Here is an 18,346-nt window from a genome sequence, read left to right as displayed (position 1 = left end):
TGTAAAAAATTAATTCTATATTTAATAAATTTACGAAATAAACAATTCTATTTAATGAACAAATTTTATTATAACGAAGAGCAAGAATCGTACGATGCGATTGTGGTTGGAACCGGAATTAGTGGCGGATGGGCTGCTAAAGAACTGTGTGAGAATGGTTTAAAAACGCTAATTTTAGAGCGTGGAAGAATGGTAACACACATTGAAGATTATCCAACCGCAAACCTAGATGATTGGGATTTTCCTAATAATGGAAGGCTACCCAAAGAAGAAAGAGACAAACAACAAAAACAAGCCAGAACGGGATATACGGTACAGGCACCTCACAATTTTTGGTTTGTGAACGATTTAGAGCACCCTTATAATGAAACCAAACGCTTTGATTGGATGCGAGGGTACCATGTAGGTGGTAGATCAATTATGTGGGGGCGTCACAGTTACCGTTGGAGTGATTTAGATTTTGAAGCAAACAAAAAGGACGGACATGGTGTAGATTGGCCTGTTCGTTATAAAGATATAGCTCCTTGGTACAGTAAAGTAGAATCGTTTATTGGTATAAGTGGTGAAGCCCTAGGTTTACCACAACTACCCGACAGTGAATTTCTTCCGATGATGGAATTGAACTGTGTGGAACAAGAGTTTAGAGAAAAAGTAGCTGAAAATTTTGAAGGTAGAGTGGTTACCGCTGGCCGCGTTGCGCATATCACCGGTAGTAAAGCATTTGATGGAAGAAGCAAATGCCAATTTAGAAATAGATGCATTAGAGGCTGTCCTTTCGGAGCTTATTTTAGCAGTAATTCCTCAACCTTACCAGCAGCAGAACGTACTGGTAATTTAACCCTGAGACCAGACTCGATTGTTTCTGAAGTTATTTATGACCCAAAAACTAAAAAAGCAACTGGTGTTAAGGTTATTGACCGATTAACCAAAGAAGAATTGGTTTTTAATGCTAAAGTAATTTTCTTGTGTGCATCTGCCATAGGTTCAACACAAATATTAATGCAATCTAAATCAGAGCGTTTTCCAAATGGACTTGGAAACGATTCTGACCAATTAGGTAGAAACATCATGGACCACCAATTGCAAGTTGGAGCGAATGGTAAATTTGATGGTTTTGATGATAAATATTACAAAGGTCGCAAACCAAACGGAGTTTATATACCACGTTTTAGAAATTTAGGAGGCGACAGTGACCGTAAAGAATATGTACGAGGCTTTGGGTATCAAGGTGGTGCAAGTCGTGGCAATTGGGAAGAAACCATTGCCGAAGTTTCTTTTGGAAAAGATTTAAAAGAAAGCATTTTAAAGCCGGGAGGATGGACCATGGGTATTATGGGCTTCGGTGAAGTTTTACCCTATGAAGAAAACAGAATGACCTTAGACTATGATAAATTAGATGAATGGGGCTTACCTACTGTGACTTTTGATGCAGAATTCAAAGAAAATGAATGGAAAATGCGGGAAGACATTAAACAACAAGCGGTTGAAATGTTGAAAAATGCAGGTTTTAGAGATGTGGAAGCCTACGATAATCCTGGAGCACTAGGGTTGGGCATACATGAAATGGGCACAGCACGAATGGGTAGAGATCCAAAAACCTCAGTACTTAATGGAAATAATCAAATACACGCAGTACCTAACGTGTATGTAACAGATGGCGCTTTTATGACCTCTGCAAGCTGTGTAAATCCATCATTGACCTATATGGCATTTACGGCAAGAGCTGCAAATCACGCCGCACAAGAACTTAAAAAAGAAACTATATAATGGATAGAAGAATAGCACTCAAAAACCTAGGCCTATCTTTAGGCTACATCGTAGCCACACCAACTCTAATTAGTTTAGTTCAGAGTTGTAAAGAGCAAAATATTGCTACTTGGACTCCTGTGTTTTTATCAAAAGAAGAAGGTGACGTACTTTCAAAATTAGTAGATATTATACTGCCTAAAACAGATACACCTTCTGCTTCAGAAGTAAATGTACATGTGTTTATTGATACCTTTGCCAAAGAGATTATGGAAGAGAAAGATCAAAATTTCTTTAAAATGGCAATGAATAAATTTACTGATAAAGCACTTAAAGATGCTGGTAAAGAAAAGCTTGAAGATTTAACCAGTGAAGATTTAACCTCTGTTTTGGCTAGCGCATTAAAAGTTAGCAAAGAAGATGAAGCAAAGAATTTCAAATTAATTAACACCTATCATGAAGCCATAGCCGCTGGTGAAACAGCTGATTTAGATGAAGGTATTTCTAGATTTGCCTTTGCTAACAATTTAAGAGGTTTAACCATTTGGGCCTTCAAATCTTCTGAATACATCGCAGAAGAGGTGCTCGCCTATTTGCCAATTCCAGGAGAATATATTGGATGTGCTGATGTACAAGAATTAACTGGCGGAAAAGCTTGGGCTATTTAAACCGAATGTAGTGGTGAAAAAAGTACTGCAATCTGTGTTGTGGTACCACTAAAAAACCTTTGAGTATCAACGTATACTCGAAGGTTTTTTTTGAGTAAAAAATTTAACTTTTTCTTAATCATCTGCGCGCTGTAGTTATAACGTATATGAGATAGCAATTATGAAAATTAAGAAGTAATGGAGAATCATTATATCATTTTGTCCTTGTACGTTATCGCCTATCTATCCTTAGCTGTACTAAAACCCTATGTAAAGAAGTATCATTTTAATACCTAATATTTGGTAAACGTGTATTCTTGTCTTCCACTCAACTATTAATTTTATTTTGCACACTGCCAAACCACACGAATCTAAAGAGCTATAATTTACCTAAATCTATTACTGAATTAGTTGGTTTAGGAAGTTCCCCCCGAAACCTAAAAACCTAACAATATTCAATAATTATGATTATTGGTTTTTGGTTATAATAGCACTAAACTAGTTATTCATAAGTTTCTTTATACTTGTTTTTGGTTTGACAGTTTTAGGGTGCAAAATAGTACCTTAATGTAATTTTTTAGTTGCTCTAAATTTTCCAGATACAGTAATTTTTTTGTCTTGAACGTTTCTTAAGTCAAGATTTAAGTATCCTTCAACTAGCTTGTTTGATCTATTGGTAATGACCACCAATCCTTTTTCTGTAAAAAAAGGCAATTCATTGGACGCGATATTATTATAATAAGCGAAAACTCCATTGGAATAGTGTTGAGATTTAGAGGTATCAGTAGCAATATGGTAACTACCTTCATTTATAGGCTCATTGGTGTTTTCTTCTGAAATTAAAATAGCTACCTTATTTTCAGATTCATTTTCTAATTTTAAAGTTAAACTTACGTAGGGAACTCCTTTGGTATTAACTTCTGTTGATTCACTAAAAGATAAATCACCTAATACCTCATGATTAAAGCTCCCGCTTACATTCATTTGCTTTGATTGTATTTCATAATCAATGACGCCTTCTTTTGGCAAATATGAAGTACATAATAAAATTAGAAAGAAGCCTGTAAAAATGTTCAAACCAAAATGTTTAAGATACATCATAAAAAATTTATTAAGCTACTAGTTCTTTAGCGTTGTATGCGCAATTAAAGGGGCCTCGCCGTTCCTATTACTATTATTTTCTACAATTGCGGCTATGGTAATGACTATGATTAATATAATAAATAGAATAAATGATTTTTGCATAACCCATTATTTAATTATGTTCCTAAATTCTGCTTTCGTTGCGTTTAATGATCTACCTGTACTTAATTGATGTCTAGTTAAACAGGGGCCTATTAATTTTCCGAAACTAAATTATAAATTTTAATAGGTCATTCAGTTGAGGATTGTGCCAATGGTGATCAAAAGTGTATAATTGGTATTTGAAAAAAATAGACATAATCCTAGCCTTTTTGTTCAGTTTATAAACAAATTGAAATTAATTTTACGATTAAAGTCCGATTGTACTTAATTTATAACCATTGATACAAATTGAGCTATGGCCCAAGCAATAACAATTATTTTTGATTACATTTAAGGTACTTATGTTAGAAGCTGTAATTGTAGATGATGAAATAAAAGCACTCCAAAGTTTATCTTGGGAACTCACTAATTTTAGTGACGAGATAAAAGTTGTGGCGTCTTTTACGAACCCTTTAGAAGCTTTAGCCCATTTAAATAAAAGCGAAAACACACCTGATTGTCTTTTTTTAGATATTGAAATGCCTACCATGGACGGTTTTCAGTTTATTCAAAAACTAAAAAATAAAGAATTTCCAATAGTCATTACCACTGCTTATAATCAATACGCCATTAAAGCTTTAAAGAATGAAGCTATAGATTATCTTTTAAAACCTATTGATTCTGACGATTTACATGATACCATTGTAAAAATCAAAAAATACAATGCCAGGAACTATTCTGCAGATAAATTAGAAAAAATTCTTTTAAATTTTAATGCCAATGCGATCCAAAAAAAAATAACCCTAAACACAGATGGGAAATTAGTGTTTTTAAGTTGTGATCAAATTTTATATGCAGAATCAGACGGCAACTATACCACTATATTTCTTAGCGACGGACATAAAATTGTACTGACCAAAAAACTAAAAGAAGTAAATGAAATTTTACCCCAGGAAACCTTTTTTAGAATTCATAATTCCTATATTATCAACCTCAACAAAATTAAAGAATTCTTAAAAACCGATGGGTATGTTGTATTAGAGTCTAATCATAAAATCCCAGTTTCTCGTCAAAAAAAATCTGACTTTTTAGACTTACTTTAAATTCGTTTATGTGTAAAAAAGAAGAAATTTTCAACGGCTTTACCTCTTTTAGGGCTGTTTATCTAAATGCTATATGTCTGGCATTTTTTTTTCTGCTTAGTGGTTTTTCTTTTTCACAAACTATTCCTTTAAAATTTAAAAAAACTGCGGATAGTTTAATAAAGGCAGCACCAAAAACCTATACCGATATTGACTCCATTCTAAAGCCGTCTCGGTATGATACTATTTTAATGCGGCATTTTAACAATGAAGCTGCTGCCAAAAAATATTTTAATGGACAATCCTATGCTTTAAATCAACTGGGTACTTGGCATAGAAATACCTCTAGTTATGCTAAAGCCATCAACCTTCATAAACAAGCCTTAGAGCTCGCTAAAAAGGCTGATAATTTAGAATTAAAAGTCTATAGTCTTAATATGCTCAGTGTGGTTTACAGACGCATGGATGCTATTAAAACTGCATTAGACTATGCCCAAGAAGCATTAGCTTTAGCCGAGGGTGTCAAAAATCCGAGCAAGGGCCTAAGAAGAAGTATTAATGTTTCTTTAAACGGCATTGGAAATATTTATCAAAGTTTAAAACAATACCCCGTTGCCATTGAAACCTATAAAAAATCCTTACTGCTAGAAAAAGAACTCAATAACACCTTGGGCTTGGCCATAAATAACCAAAATTTAGGAGAATGTTACGAGGAGCTGAACGACCTAAAACTTGCGCTTAACTACTACCGTAAGTCGCTAGCTCTTAATGAAGAAATAAATAGTGACAGGGGTCGTGTTATTTGTAATAATAGTATTGCAAAAATTTACATCAAGCAAAATAGACTCAACGAAGCCTTGCGAATTCTCAACCCTACTTTAAAAAAAGCTATTGCTATTAGTGATAAGTTTATAACCACTTCTGTTTATATTAATATGGGTTGGGCCTATATAAAGCTCGGTAATTTTGAATTAGCTGAAACAAATTTACTGGAGGGTATCCTATTAGCAAAAAAGCACGATTTGCATCTTTCTCAGGCTTTAGGACACGAATTTCTATCAGAATTGTATAGCAAACAAAACAAATTTGATCAAGCACTACAATCTTTTAAGACCTATAAATCTATTGAGGACGGCATCAATAATGAAACCAACATTCGCTACGTACAGGATATTATTTTTAAATACGACTCAGAGAAAAAAAACAATCAAATTGAAACACTCGCACGACAAAACGAATTAATTCAATTAAAACTCAAAAAAAAAGAAAACACCCTACTTATCAGTGCTTTGTTGTTAGCCTTATCTGTCATTATTTTATACATACTTTACAAGCAATACCAATTAAAAAATGACAAAAAATTACTGACTTTGGAGCAAAGCATGTTAAGAAGCCAAATGAATCCTCATTTTATTTTTAATTCATTAAACTCCATCAAATTATACATCATTAATAATGAAAAGAAAAATGCTGTTTATTACCTCAATAAGTTTTCAAAATTAGTCCGTAAAATATTAGAAGCTTCTTCACTAAAAGAAATAACACTAGCAGAAGAGTTAGAAACGGCAGAACTCTACATGAATATTGAAAACATTAGATTCTCGAATGAAATAGGGTTTACAATAAATATTCAAGAGGGCTTAGATGTAGATGCTATAAAAATTCCCTCCCTTATATTACAACCGTTTTTAGAAAATTCTATTTGGCATGGACTATCGTCAAAAGAAGGTGAAAAACAAATAACAATTGATATTCAGAATCAGGACAATTATCTAATCGCAATTTCTATTACGGATAATGGCATTGGCCGAGATGCTTCAGAAGTGATAAAAGAAAATAAGGTTTTGAAACGAAACTCTATTGGTATTACGATCACCAAAGAACGTTTGGAAAATTTTTCAAAGGACTATCAAAATTCTTATGATGTTACGATTATTGATTTATATGACGAAAACAACCTAGCTATTGGTACTAAAGTAGTTGTTCTTATCCCCACTATTTAGCTAAATTTTGAGCAACCTCCTCTAATTCTGCGTACCACTTTTTACCAAACTTTCTGATTAAAGCTTCCTTTACAAACTTATAAATGGGTACTTCTAATGCTGATCCTAAAGAACAAGCAGCGTCACAAATCTCCCATTTGTGATAATTTACCGCAACAAATTCTGAATACTCTCGAATTCTGATAGGGTATAAATGACATGAAACTGGTTTTCTGAATTTGGTGGCGCCCGCATTATAGGCTTCCTCTAAGCCACATTTTGTAATGCCGTCTTCCGAAAAAACAACATAGGCACATTCACTACCGTTAACCAAGGGAGTTTCCCATTCGCCATCTTCACCCTTTACAAAAGCACCTTCGTCTTCAATAACGGCAATGCCTTCAGCTCTTAAAAAGGGCTTTACCTTCTGATAAATATCAACTAATATTTCGGTTTCTTTCTCCTCTAAAGGGGCTCCTGCATCACCGTCTACACAACATGCGCCTTTACAAGCAGACAGATTACAGACAAATTCTTTCTCAATAATTTCTTCTGAAACTAAGGCTTTACCAATTTGAAACATACATAGATTTAAGAAGCGCAAAGATACCTCAACAAATTATATTTCACGTTAAAACATCTAAAAGTTGAATTAAACCGTAAATTTGCAAAGAATTTAAAAAAGTATGGAATTTCATTTTAATTTTAGAGAAATAGCCACCGCATCGATGGTGCTTTTTGCTGTAATTGATATCTTGGGAAGCATCCCCATCATCATAGGCTTACGCAACAAAGTAGGGCACATTCATTCTGAAAAAGCCTCTATTGTAGCTGCCGTTATTATGGTTTCCTTTTTGTTTGTCGGGGAAGAAATATTAAAACTTATTGGTATTGACGTGAACTCATTTGCTGTTGCAGGTGCTTTTGTTATTTTTTTCTTGGCTATAGAAATGATTTTGGGTATATCATTATATAGAGACGACGAACCCGAAAGTGCATCGATAGTCCCCATTGCTTTTCCATTAATTGCAGGGGCAGGCACCATGACGGCTATTTTATCATTACGTGCAGAGTACTTTGTAGAAAATATTATCGTCGCTATTATCGTAAATATTATCTTTGTTTATTTGGTTTTAAAATCATCTAAAAAAATAGAGAAAGTATTAGGAAAAGCTGGCCTGAGTGTTATCCGTAAAGTTTTTGGAGTGATTTTATTGGCCATATCTGTTAAGTTATTTGCATCTAACATAAATCAGCTTTTTTAATAAAACATTTTTTATCTGAATCCTATAAAACTAGTCATGAATAAATACATTAGCTTTTTACTGATCCTAATTGCAGTGGCATTGATAGGTTACAATAGCACTATGCTGAATTTCGATAATTTACTTCAAGGTGATAGTACTATTGCCTTGATTGGTATTGTTGCCTCGTTGTGCGCTATTGTTGTCTTAGTCATTTTTTTAATGTCAAAAAAAATTCAAAACAAAGTAAAAGAGGAATAATACGTTTACGAAGTAAACAAGGCTTAAAATGAGAATTTCCTAAAAGTCGTGGGCGTTAATAATTCAGCTTTTAATTAAATTTTAGCTCGTAAAATCGAGCGGAATACGAGGTACAATCTGCAATAGTTCTTCCAAATAAATTTTTGTTATGGTCTAAAAATTATCATTTATTTGGTATGGAATCATCTAACTCCAAAACTTTTTTAAGCATGGTATCGGCTTTCCCTTTAATAATGGCAAAAGCATTTGGATTAAACAGTTGTTCTGCCAATGCTGCTTTGAGGTACAGCTTTATTTTGTCTTCGTAGGCGTAATAATCAATTCCCGGAACTCTCGGGTCCAGAAATTTTGATATGTGACTGATGTAATTTTGAAAGAGAATATCGTCAACCCTAAAATTTTCTATAAAGTTTTTTTCTGAATACGCAGTATACCGTTTTCTATCTTCTTCTAAGTGATCAAAGATGAAACGCGACATAATGACCTCGCTCTCTACTGAACTAATAGCTTCATTTTCATTGGTGCCAATCGGAACAAAAACATCAGGGACAATACCTCCACCGCCATAAACCACTTTACCCTTTGGGGTGGTAAACTTCAATGAATCAGCTACTTTAATGCTATCCACAGCAACCAATTCTCCACTGGCATACCGATCCATAAATTTTTGATAATAATCTTTATTTCCATTGGCGTAGTTTTTTTGAATAGACCGTCCCGTTGGTGTATAATAACGTGATATCGTTAAGCGAACTGCAGAACCATCTCCTAGTTCCATTTCACGTTGCACCAAACCTTTTCCAAAAGAACGACGCCCCACAATAGTACCAATATCATTATCCTGTAAGGCACCAGCAATAATTTCACTTGCAGAGGCCGAAAGTTCATTAATTAATACGTAGATAGGCTTATTTTCAAAAGCTCCTTTTTTGGTAGCATAAGAATAATCTATCTGACCCTTTTTGTTTTTTGTAAATAAAATTAATTTTCCGTTTTCTAAAAACTCATCAGCCATTTGTTCTGCAATGCCTAAATAACCTCCTGGATTATCACGTAAATCAAGGGTAAGTTTTCGTGCTCCTTGTTTTTGTAAGGCATTGAGTGCCGTTTTAAATTCTTTAAAAGTAGTTTCTGCAAATCGGTTAATTTTAATATAACCCATATCCTGAGTTAACATGTAAGCCGCGTCTACACTTTTTAGCGGAATATCATCGCGTTTTAGAATGATATCAAAAATTTTATCATCTTGTTTACGGTATATTTTAAGTTTTACAGGAGTTCCCTTAAGTCCTTTTAACTTGTCAATAACCTTTTCATTACTAATCTCCTGTCCAAATAAAGGCATATTATCTGCCATCAAAATGCGATCACCAGGTTGAATACCATTTTTAAAACTAGGCCCACCCTCAATGGCTCTGACCACCGCAATAGTATCGTTTTCCATAAAAAAACTAATCCCGATACCTACAAAGTCTCCCTTCATATTTTCAGATACCTTAGCCATACTTTTCTTAGGGATATACACAGAATGTGGATCTAACTTATCTAAAATATTATTTACAGCTACATCAACAATACTATCGGTATTAATATCGTCTACATACTCATAGTCGATATAATCGATTAGCCTATTGAGCTTATCTTTTTTTGAATTGGTAGTAAATAACTTTTCGGGCGTATCGTTAAAATGAAGTTTGCCTCCAATAAACACGCCAAGGGCTAGCGTTCCCGCTAAAAGCGTTGGCCACATAAAGGATTGCTTTTTCTTCATTTACTTTTAAATTAAAATAGTGTTAGTTGTCATCAATAGTTGCGAGATGCACTAAGTGTACTCCTGCCTTTTTTAAAAACTGAAGACCTTCATCATCTTTATACGCATTTTGGTATACTACACGTTTTATGCCAGATTGATGAATCAGCTTACTACATTCTTTACAAGGTGATAAAGTAATATATAAAGTGGCCCCATCACAGGATTGTGTTGACGACGCTAATTTTGATAATGCATTAGCTTCGGCATGCAAAACATACCATTTTGTGTAACCCTCCTCATCTTCACAATGATTTTCAAAACCAGTTGGCGTACCATTATAGCCGTCGGAAATAATCATACGGTCTTTTACCACAATAGCTCCTACTTGCTTTCGTTTACAAAACGATAATTTTCCCCACTCGTTAGCCATTCGCAAATAGGCCTTATCGTATTTTTTCTGTTTTACTTCTATCATTTATAATTTAAGAAAAATGTATTGTATCTCTAACAAAGCACTAAGATACCCGCTTTCACCAAGCCTAACAATCACCAAGAGATATATTTTAAATAAAAATTTAAAAAGGATAGGTTTCGCGTAACATGGGAAGGGTTATCAAGATCACTAAAATAGACATCCCTAGGACAAACAAGGCTTGTTTTAGCTTAAATATCGACTGCACAATAAAGGCAAATACGAGTATCGAAAGTACAATTACCAATTGCGAAAGTTCTATTCCTGTTGCAAAACCCAAAAGTGGTGTTATAATATCCTCTTCTTCGGCCATTAACATTTTAAAGTAATTAGAAAAGCCAAACCCGTGAATAAGACCAAAAAAAGCAGTGGCAATACCGTGCCATACTAAATTTTTATGCGCTTCTTTTGCTTTGAAATATCTTAAATTAAATATAGCGGTCAGTAAAATGGTTACAGGAATTAAAAACTCAATAATACTTACATTAACCTCAATCACTTTATAGGCTGATAATGCCAGCGAAATACAATGCGCTACTGTAAAAACCGTAGCGAGAAACACTACTTTTTTCCACGATTTAAACGTAAAAGGCACCGTTAAAATAGTTAAAAAAAGAATATGATCATACGCCGCTAGATCTAATACGTGCTCCAAACCCATTTTCAAGTAAAACCAAAAATTTTCCATAATTCTCGCTATTTGTAAAACACTATAGTATTTAATTTAGTTGATGCCACGTTCTTTCTGAATGGTTTCGTACGCAATTTGCACTTCCTTAAACTTTTCTTCAGCTCCTTTTTTTATGGCTTCGTTTTCTGTGTTCACACGGTCTGGATGGTATTTTTTTGCCATGGTCCTGTATGCTTTTTTAACTTCATCATCCGTAGCAGATTTTTCTATTTCTAGAATTTTATACGCGTTGTCTGCATTTTTAATAAACATCGCTTTGACACTTTCAAAACTGCTCTGTCCAATTCTTAAAAATCTAGCTATTTCTTCTATTTTCGTAATTTCAGCAGCACTAACAGTACCATCAGCTTGAGCAATTCCGAATAAAAAATGTACTAACTGCAAACGTACCTCAATACTAGTTCGCAAATTCATATAATCGCAAATACGTTGTGCCGAAATTTCCCTTTTTTTAATCACCTCATTGAAGGTTCTAAAGATGGCATTGGCTTTGTCTTTCCCATACGTACTTACAAAATAACGTTGCACATAGTCCATTTCTCTCTGACTCACGTTTCCATCAGCCTTGATTACCAAAGAACATAAAGAAAGTAAATTAAGTTCAAAATCGGCAGGAGAAACTGATTTTGTATTTTGTGAAAAAACCTTGGTTCTCGATGCACTAAATAGTTTTTGGAGAATATAAAATATGACAAAAAATAAAATCCATTTCATTCTTAAAAATTTTTGCCAAAGATATCATTTTCAAATACAAAATTTATAGTAATGAAACGTTAAGGTTACGGAAGAACTGTAACAAATTAGTTATCTTTGATGAATATTATAATTAGTCTTAAAAATAAAAATTATGTATCCTGCAGAATTAATAAAACCAATGAGAGAAGACCTAGCTGGGGCCGGGTTTGAAGAATTACATAGCGCAGAAGCTGTTGAAAAAGCTATTAATGCCAAAGGAACTACCTTAGTTGTTGTAAACTCTGTTTGTGGTTGTGCCGCAGCAAATGCTAGACCTGCCGCAAAATTTAGTTTAACAAATAGCAAAAAACCAGACCATGCCGTTACCGTTTTTGCGGGTGTAGATTTTGAAGCTGTGGATAAAGCGAGAAGTTTAATGGTACCTTTTCCTCCTTCGTCACCGAGTATGGCTTTATTTAAAGACGGAGAATTAGTGCACATGATCGAGCGCCATCATATTGAAGGAAGACCAGCAGAAGTTATTGCGGAGAATTTAATGGCTGCATATAACGAATTCTGTTAAATAGTTCGCAGCAATTAAAGTTTTAGAATTATTATAAAAATTTGAATAAAACCGCTCTTTAAAAGGAGCGGTTTTTTATTTTTGTAACATGCAAAAATTTCTAGCATATCCGTTAAGTATACTGTATCAACTATCCTTTGGGGTATGCTTACTTATTTTTCATCCTTTACAATGGCTTGGTCATCATATATTTGGGTACATTGGATTAAAAAAAGTAGTTAGTGTTTTAAATTTATGCTTGTTAAGGTGTTCTATGCTGTTAGGCACAAGATACACTTTTAATAATCCCCATAAAATACCTATTGGAAAACCCTTAATCATAGTCGCCAATCACCAAAGTATGCATGATATTCCGCCAATTATTTGGTGGATGCGTAAGTATCATCCAAAATTTGTAAGTAAAATAGAGTTAGGTAAGGGTATCCCCAGCGTTTCTTACAACTTGGTGCATGGTGGGTCCGTATTAATTGACCGAAAAGATGGTAAACAAGCCTTAGGGCAAATTATGAAGTTGGGCACTTATATTGAAGCACATAATAGAAGTGCCGTTATTTTTCCAGAGGGCACACGCAGTAGAACAGGGCTCCCAAAAGCCTTTCAACCAACAGGCTTAAAAATTTTAATGAAAAATGCCCCATCTGCATTAATTGTCCCGATTAGTATTAACAATTCTTGGAAAATGTTACGATACGGAAAATTCCCTAACGGTCTTGGCAATCATATTACACTAGACGTGCATAAACCCATAGAAAATACTGGTAATTTTGACGAATTATTGGTGCAAATAGAACAAACAATAACTTCGGGAGTAACCGCTTTTAAATGACCAATACTGAAATCGTAGAAGAAACTATTGCATTTGTAGAAGAAACATTACAAGGTGCCGAAGGTGGGCATGATTGGTTTCACATACAACGTGTTTTTCGCAATTCTTTACTCATCGCGAAAGACGAAAAAAATATTAATATTTTGGTCGTAAGCTTGGGTGCTCTTTTACATGATATTGCCGATGCTAAGTTTAACAATGGTGACGAAACAGTAGGGCCAAAACTAGCGCAACAGTTTTTATCTTCTTTAAAAGTAGATAAAAAAACAATCGCTCATGTAATTCAAATCATTGAAAACATCTCTTTTAAATCGAGCCTCGAAAAAAAGAAAAAGAAATTTAATTCCTTAGAATTACAAATTATACAAGATGCGGATCGCTTAGATGCTATTGGAGCTATTGGTATTGCTCGTGCCTTTAATTATGGAGGTTTCAAAAATAGGGCGCTTTATAATCCAGAGATTCCGCCGCAACTTAATATGACCAAAGCAGCCTATAAAAAATCGGATGCACCTACTATAAATCACTTCTATGAAAAACTACTGCTGCTAAAAGACAAAATGAATACGGAAACAGGTAAAAAACTAGCCGAGGAACGCCACCAATTTATGCTTACTTATCTTGAAAATTTTTACCAAGAATGGAATGGTCAGCCGCTTTTAAAAGAACCTTAAAATTTAACCCTATTTTAAGAATGAGATTTTTAAAAATATAATTCTCTGAATTTTAAATACTTAGTTAAATTCAAAATCATTTTCAAAATTTTTAAAACCTTCCTTTAATTTAATTTTGTACTTTAAGTGATCGAATTCAACTAACGAATAACTATCATGCAAAGAAGAAAGTTTATTAAAAACTCCGTTGCAGCCTCCGCTGTATTTTCCATTGTTCCCAGTTTTGTTCTAGGAAAAACTCATGTTCCACCTAGTGATACCCTTTACATGGGTGCTTTCGGAATTGGAGGACGTGGGGGTGGGGTCATCAGAGACTTGACCAATACTCAAAAGGTAAAGTTTGTCAGCTTATGCGATGTTGATAATCGCCAAATAGAAGCCAGTACAAAATTACATCCAAAAGCAAAACTCTATAAAGACTTTAGAAAAGTATACGAAAATCATTTGAGCGAGCTAGATGCCATTATGGTAGCTACTCCTGATCATACCCATGCCACCATAGCTTTACCGTTTATGCGGGCTAAAAAACATGCTTATGTAGAAAAACCGCTAACCCACAATATTAATGAAGCAAGATTAATGACTACTGTTGCTAGAGAAAATAATATTGTCACGCAAATGGGTAACCAAGGGGCATCAAGTGATGGCAGCAGACAAGCCAAAGAATGGATAGATTCTGGATTTTTAGGTAAAATTTACAAAGTAGATTGCTGGACAAACAGACCCGTATGGCCTCAAGGCATTCCATTACCCACAGTCCAAGACGCTATCCCAAAGGAATTAGATTGGGATTTATGGTTAGGACCAGCAGCGGATAGGCCTTATTATTCCGGTTACTTACCCTTTAAATGGCGAGGATGGTGGGATTTTGGCACGGGAGCTTTAGGCGATATGGGCTGCCATATCATGGAAACCCCTTTTAGTGCTTTAGGCTTAGGCTACCCGACTGAAGCGGAAGCTAGCTGCACCACCAATTGGGTGGGCGACTTTGTAGAAGCAGATTATAATGCTTCATGCCCAGCCTCTTCCATAGTTCGTTTAAAATTTAATACCGAAGCGCAAGGTGATATTGCCCTGAACTGGTATGATGGTGGTTTAAAACCAGATTTACCAGACGAATTAAAAGACGACGAGACTATTGGTGATTCTGGTGGTGGAAGTATTTTTTATGGCACCAAAGGTATTTTGGTCACCGACACCTATTCTAGAAATGCACGGTTATTACCTTCCGAAACTATGGGGATGTTTAATCCTCCAAAACCAACTTTAACACGAATAGAAGGTGATACTTCAGGGCATGCCATGAACTTTGTGAATGGTTGTTTAAATAACACGGCAACTTCTTCTGATTTTGCGAAGGCTGGCCCCTTAACAGAAGCTGTATTAATGGGGAATTTAGCTATTAAAGCTTATCAATATAAAGAGCTAAAACCAGGTAAAAAAATCGGTGATTGGGATCCTTTTCAATATCCAGGTCGACGCAAAATTTTATGGGATGGCGCGAATATGCGTGTTACGAATTACGAAAAAGCTAACGAATGGGTCAAAGGTAATTACCGTAAAGGTTGGGAGTTATAGTAATTTAAAAAAGCCACAAACTTAAGCTTAAGTTTGTGGCTTTTTTGCTTTTGTCAGCTCGTTTCTAAAGCTAACTTATGAAAGCGTTTGCTTTTTTTCCGGGAGACCTGCCAAAATTAAATTCACAAAAGGTATAAGAAATAACCATTTGTTGATCCCTGCATCATTCAACCTTCTAAAACCTAAGGCTAGCGTAGGAATACATAAAATTACCCTCAATATATCGCCAACATATAATGGAATATTCAACGGATTTCTTAAAAAGCCTAATGCTGTGAAAAGTATAATATTGACGGTAAAAAAAATCCAAAATTCTTTATTCGTTGATTTTCCTTGAAATTCAAACATTTTTTTAAAGGGATCCACAAGATATTTCATAGCACCAATTTGTTTATACCTTTAAAAATACACATTTAAATTTAAATTCTTGACATTTTTAAAATCTGAGTCAAAAAAAATGAGCGCTAAAACCAATGAACTTTCCAGATCTTTCCAAACTGACCTATAGTGTTCTTAGAAAAGTATTTGTTTAAAAAAATATTCCTTTACTGCAGTACTACCTTAAAAAATAAACGGGCTAAATGAATCGCAAATTCCATCAATAGCATAAGTATTTCCAGTGGTATCTGGTACTCTGGTTATTTACTCTTGATGATTTTCCCAGGCTTTTTCTAGCGTTTCAGTAAAAACTGCTACCGGTTGTGCTCCAGAAATACCATAGGTATGATCCAGAACAAAAAAGGGAACACCGTTAATACCTAAATTCCTAGCTTCCATTTGATCCTGGCGTACTTCATAAATAAAATCTTCTGAATCGATCATTGTTTTTACCTCAGCCGGTTCTAACCCAATTTTTTCAGCTAATTGCATTAAAACAGCTACATCATCTATGTTTTCACCTTCGATTAAGTGGGCCTTTAATAATACTTCCTTAGCGGCATCGGCTACATTGTATTTTTTGGCAAAATGTAAGAGTCGGTGGGCTTTTAATGAGTTTGCCGGTATCATTTTGTTAAACTGGAAGTCTAAATCGACGGTTTTAGCCATAGTTGTAACATTGGCAAACATACCCTCTGCTGTTGGTTTATCGACGTTTTTAGCCTGCATAAAATGCGCTAAACCCGATATATCTGTCCTGGTTTCCATAGTTGGATCTAACTCAAAACTTTTCCATTCCACAATAACCTCATCTTTATAGGGAAAATTCGCTAAGGCTTCCTCAAAATTTCTCTTTCCTATATAGCAAAAAGGACATCTAATATCTGACCATATACTTATCTTCATAGTACATTTTTTAACTGTTCTAAATACTTAGACGTACAGTATAGGAATAGCTTTCAGCATATATTTTTTATTTAAAATGCACTTTTATAAGTTGCTTTTTAGAACCTCGCTTCGCGTAAAAGAGCATTTTTTGATCGTTTTTTTGAATCAAAGGAGCAGAAACCATTAAAGGCAATCGCGCTTCTTTTCCATCAATTATTTTTTGATAATTCATACGACCAGCTTCGTCTAATTTCACCACAAAAATATTTTTGTTTTGACTTAACCCTTGTTTAAAAATAATACGTTCATCGGTTAATTGCTGTGGGTTTTCACTCGCTGTGCTAATAAAAAAGTAGGTGTTTTTATCCTTAGTAAAGGATGAATACGAAGTATAGGCCGGATCTCCCTGAGTAACTTCGGACTTATTGATATTTCGCGCCCAAACCATATCACCGTTGGTACTTAGTTTAACACTAACAATATCATTATAGTGATACCTATTTATTTTTAGCCTAGTACCTGAAACGTCACTTTGAAAACTAGAGGTTACAAAATATTCTTCGGCATTAAACAGAATAAAATCCTCATCGACAACCACTTCTTTAAAAATTAGGTTTTTAACATCTTCTTCTTCATCCCTCCCAAATTTATCCAACATAAATTGAGAAGAAAATTCATGGTATTTTTTGTCTTTGATGTTCAGGGTATTTAAGTCTATATCAAAGTAGGCAATTCCGTTGTATCTGTTATCTTTTCTATTCGAATAAAAACCTACACACACCAGTTTTTCGGCTGTAAGTATCGGATTTAAGGCTTCTGGGAATTTTTCAGCAGCTATAAAAGACTGAGTATTTCCTCGATCATTGGAAACCTGCACTAATTCATATTGAAATTTACGTTCTGTAATAGCAAAACGTTTCTTTTTAAAATAAGCCTTAGCGATCAAGTAGGCCTGTTGTTTGTCTTTAGATAAAACGAAATTCTCAAAGGCATAATTCTTTTCCTCAACTTCACTGGAAAAATCAAACTCTATGAGTTTTTTTAAAGTAACATCAAAAACGTAAATGGTATGTTTATTATCTTTTCCTTTTTTATGATGTGAGCTGATCGCAAAAGCAGATGTTTCCTTGTCAAAAAGTACCGTTGTGGTAAAACCTGAAGCAAAATTTCTGTTGTAATAGTTACGATCTAAAGGCTGCTCTACAGGATCGGAGTCGATAGTTAAAATTTTTTCTTTTGTAAAATTAAACCTTGTAAACGAACTTTTATGTACGATATATTCATAGGCTTTTAAGCCGTAATTGTATTCTAAAAAAAGTAAATTTACTTCTCCATTTTTCACAAAGGCATCCACGTAATTTGCCTCTTTTAGCTTATAATTAAACTCAGCTACAAGTTCTAAATTTTCATTGTAATGCTCTATAAAATAGCCTTTGGGTTTTAGTATTATTCCTGTAAAATAGGAACGCACTAAAATAGTACCTCCGTTGCCATCTGGGGCTATAGTTAATAAATTAGAATAGGTGTAGCGATCATTATATTTTTCACCAATAGTATACGCTATGGGCATTTCTTGTGCATTGGCTAAAGAAAAGAAAACAAAAAAAAGTAGTACAAAAAGGTTTCTGATATGCATAGATTA

19 protein-coding genes are annotated in these 18,346 nt (G+C 34.4%); 10 read left to right on the top strand and 9 right to left on the bottom strand.

Features of this window, described 5'->3' with window-relative positions:
* Positions 1-54: 54 nt before the first annotated feature.
* On the top strand, positions 55-1,767 hold the full coding sequence (locus GQ45_RS11660) for a GMC oxidoreductase (RefSeq protein WP_047418139.1): 1,713 nt from the start codon (positions 55-57) through the stop codon (positions 1,765-1,767).
* Positions 1,767-2,414 carry a gluconate 2-dehydrogenase subunit 3 family protein gene (locus GQ45_RS11655; RefSeq protein WP_047418137.1) on the top strand — a complete coding sequence of 216 codons (648 nt, stop codon included), beginning with the start codon at positions 1,767-1,769 and terminating at the stop codon, positions 2,412-2,414. Before GQ45_RS11660 ends, GQ45_RS11655 begins: the two co-directional genes overlap by 1 nt.
* A gap of 543 nt (positions 2,415-2,957) precedes the next feature.
* Here the strand turns inward: GQ45_RS11655 and GQ45_RS11650 are convergent.
* On the bottom strand, positions 2,958-3,494 hold the full coding sequence (locus GQ45_RS11650) for a hypothetical protein (protein WP_197056951.1): 537 nt from the start codon (positions 3,492-3,494) through the stop codon (positions 2,958-2,960).
* Positions 3,495-3,979: 485 nt separating this feature from the next.
* Between GQ45_RS11650 and GQ45_RS11645 the strand changes: the two genes are divergently transcribed.
* Complete coding sequence (locus tag GQ45_RS11645) at positions 3,980-4,720, top strand: LytTR family DNA-binding domain-containing protein (RefSeq protein ID WP_047418133.1); 741 nt, start codon at positions 3,980-3,982, stop codon at positions 4,718-4,720.
* Positions 4,721-4,728: 8 nt separating this feature from the next.
* The gene (locus GQ45_RS11640) at positions 4,729-6,702 is read left to right on the top strand and encodes a tetratricopeptide repeat protein (protein ID WP_047418130.1); all 1,974 of its coding nucleotides are present in this window, start codon (positions 4,729-4,731) and stop codon (positions 6,700-6,702) included.
* Here the strand turns inward: GQ45_RS11640 and GQ45_RS11635 are convergent.
* Positions 6,695-7,264: a DUF3109 family protein gene (locus tag GQ45_RS11635; protein ID WP_047418127.1), complete on the bottom strand. Its 570-nt coding sequence runs from the start codon at positions 7,262-7,264 to the stop codon at positions 6,695-6,697. The genes GQ45_RS11640 and GQ45_RS11635 overlap by 8 nt on opposite strands.
* Before the next feature lie 103 nt (positions 7,265-7,367).
* Here GQ45_RS11635 and GQ45_RS11630 point away from each other — a divergent pair, with 103 nt between their 5' ends.
* A complete protein-coding gene (locus GQ45_RS11630; protein ID WP_047418124.1) occupies positions 7,368-7,946 on the top strand; it encodes a MarC family protein in 579 nt (192 codons plus the stop codon).
* Between the two features lie 36 nt (positions 7,947-7,982).
* Entirely contained in the window at positions 7,983-8,186 is a 204-nt protein-coding gene (locus GQ45_RS11625) for a hypothetical protein (RefSeq protein ID WP_047418122.1), read from the top strand.
* 163 nt (positions 8,187-8,349) lie between these two features.
* Here GQ45_RS11625 and GQ45_RS11620 read toward each other — a convergent pair whose 3' ends face one another.
* The 4 genes from GQ45_RS11620 to GQ45_RS11605 all read right to left on the bottom strand — a co-directional run bounded on the left by GQ45_RS11620 (position 8,350) and on the right by GQ45_RS11605 (position 11,816).
* The gene (locus GQ45_RS11620) at positions 8,350-9,957 is read right to left on the bottom strand and encodes a S41 family peptidase (protein WP_047418119.1); all 1,608 of its coding nucleotides are present in this window, start codon (positions 9,955-9,957) and stop codon (positions 8,350-8,352) included.
* Between the two features lie 22 nt (positions 9,958-9,979).
* Positions 9,980-10,414, bottom strand: coding sequence for a dCMP deaminase family protein (locus GQ45_RS11615; RefSeq protein ID WP_047418117.1), 435 nt, complete (start codon positions 10,412-10,414; stop codon positions 9,980-9,982).
* Positions 10,415-10,514: 100 nt separating this feature from the next.
* Positions 10,515-11,099 carry a HupE/UreJ family protein gene (locus GQ45_RS11610; RefSeq protein ID WP_047418114.1) on the bottom strand — a complete coding sequence of 195 codons (585 nt, stop codon included), beginning with the start codon at positions 11,097-11,099 and terminating at the stop codon, positions 10,515-10,517.
* Positions 11,100-11,135: 36 nt separating this feature from the next.
* Positions 11,136-11,816, bottom strand: a complete 681-nt coding sequence (locus GQ45_RS11605; RefSeq protein ID WP_047418112.1) for a TerB family tellurite resistance protein — start codon at positions 11,814-11,816, stop codon at positions 11,136-11,138.
* 133 nt (positions 11,817-11,949) lie between these two features.
* Here GQ45_RS11605 and GQ45_RS11600 point away from each other — a divergent pair, with 133 nt between their 5' ends.
* The 4 genes from GQ45_RS11600 to GQ45_RS11585 all read left to right on the top strand — a co-directional run bounded on the left by GQ45_RS11600 (position 11,950) and on the right by GQ45_RS11585 (position 15,438).
* Positions 11,950-12,360, top strand: a complete 411-nt coding sequence (locus tag GQ45_RS11600; protein WP_047418110.1) for a BrxA/BrxB family bacilliredoxin — start codon at positions 11,950-11,952, stop codon at positions 12,358-12,360.
* 88 nt (positions 12,361-12,448) lie between these two features.
* Positions 12,449-13,186, top strand: a complete 738-nt coding sequence (locus tag GQ45_RS11595; RefSeq protein WP_047418107.1) for a 1-acyl-sn-glycerol-3-phosphate acyltransferase — start codon at positions 12,449-12,451, stop codon at positions 13,184-13,186.
* A complete protein-coding gene (locus GQ45_RS11590; RefSeq protein WP_047418105.1) occupies positions 13,183-13,860 on the top strand; it encodes an HD domain-containing protein in 678 nt (225 codons plus the stop codon). Before GQ45_RS11595 ends, GQ45_RS11590 begins: the two co-directional genes overlap by 4 nt.
* 156 nt (positions 13,861-14,016) lie before the next feature.
* On the top strand, positions 14,017-15,438 hold the full coding sequence (locus tag GQ45_RS11585; protein ID WP_047418103.1) for a Gfo/Idh/MocA family protein: 1,422 nt from the start codon (positions 14,017-14,019) through the stop codon (positions 15,436-15,438).
* A gap of 75 nt (positions 15,439-15,513) precedes the next feature.
* Here GQ45_RS11585 and GQ45_RS11580 read toward each other — a convergent pair whose 3' ends face one another.
* The 3 genes from GQ45_RS11580 to GQ45_RS11570 all read right to left on the bottom strand — a co-directional run bounded on the left by GQ45_RS11580 (position 15,514) and on the right by GQ45_RS11570 (position 18,340).
* Positions 15,514-15,816: a DUF805 domain-containing protein gene (locus tag GQ45_RS11580; protein WP_047418100.1), complete on the bottom strand. Its 303-nt coding sequence runs from the start codon at positions 15,814-15,816 to the stop codon at positions 15,514-15,516.
* Positions 15,817-16,080: 264 nt separating this feature from the next.
* Positions 16,081-16,722, bottom strand: coding sequence for a DsbA family protein (locus GQ45_RS11575; RefSeq protein ID WP_052188207.1), 642 nt, complete (start codon positions 16,720-16,722; stop codon positions 16,081-16,083).
* A gap of 67 nt (positions 16,723-16,789) precedes the next feature.
* Positions 16,790-18,340, bottom strand: coding sequence for a hypothetical protein (locus GQ45_RS11570; protein ID WP_047418099.1), 1,551 nt, complete (start codon positions 18,338-18,340; stop codon positions 16,790-16,792).
* Between the last annotated feature and the right edge of the window lie 6 nt (positions 18,341-18,346).

This window comes from Cellulophaga sp. Hel_I_12, from assembly GCF_000799565.1.
Classification (GTDB): domain Bacteria; phylum Bacteroidota; class Bacteroidia; order Flavobacteriales; family Flavobacteriaceae; genus Cellulophaga.
Note: the sequence above shows the minus strand (reverse complement) of the source record. Positions and strands in the feature narration are given on the sequence as shown.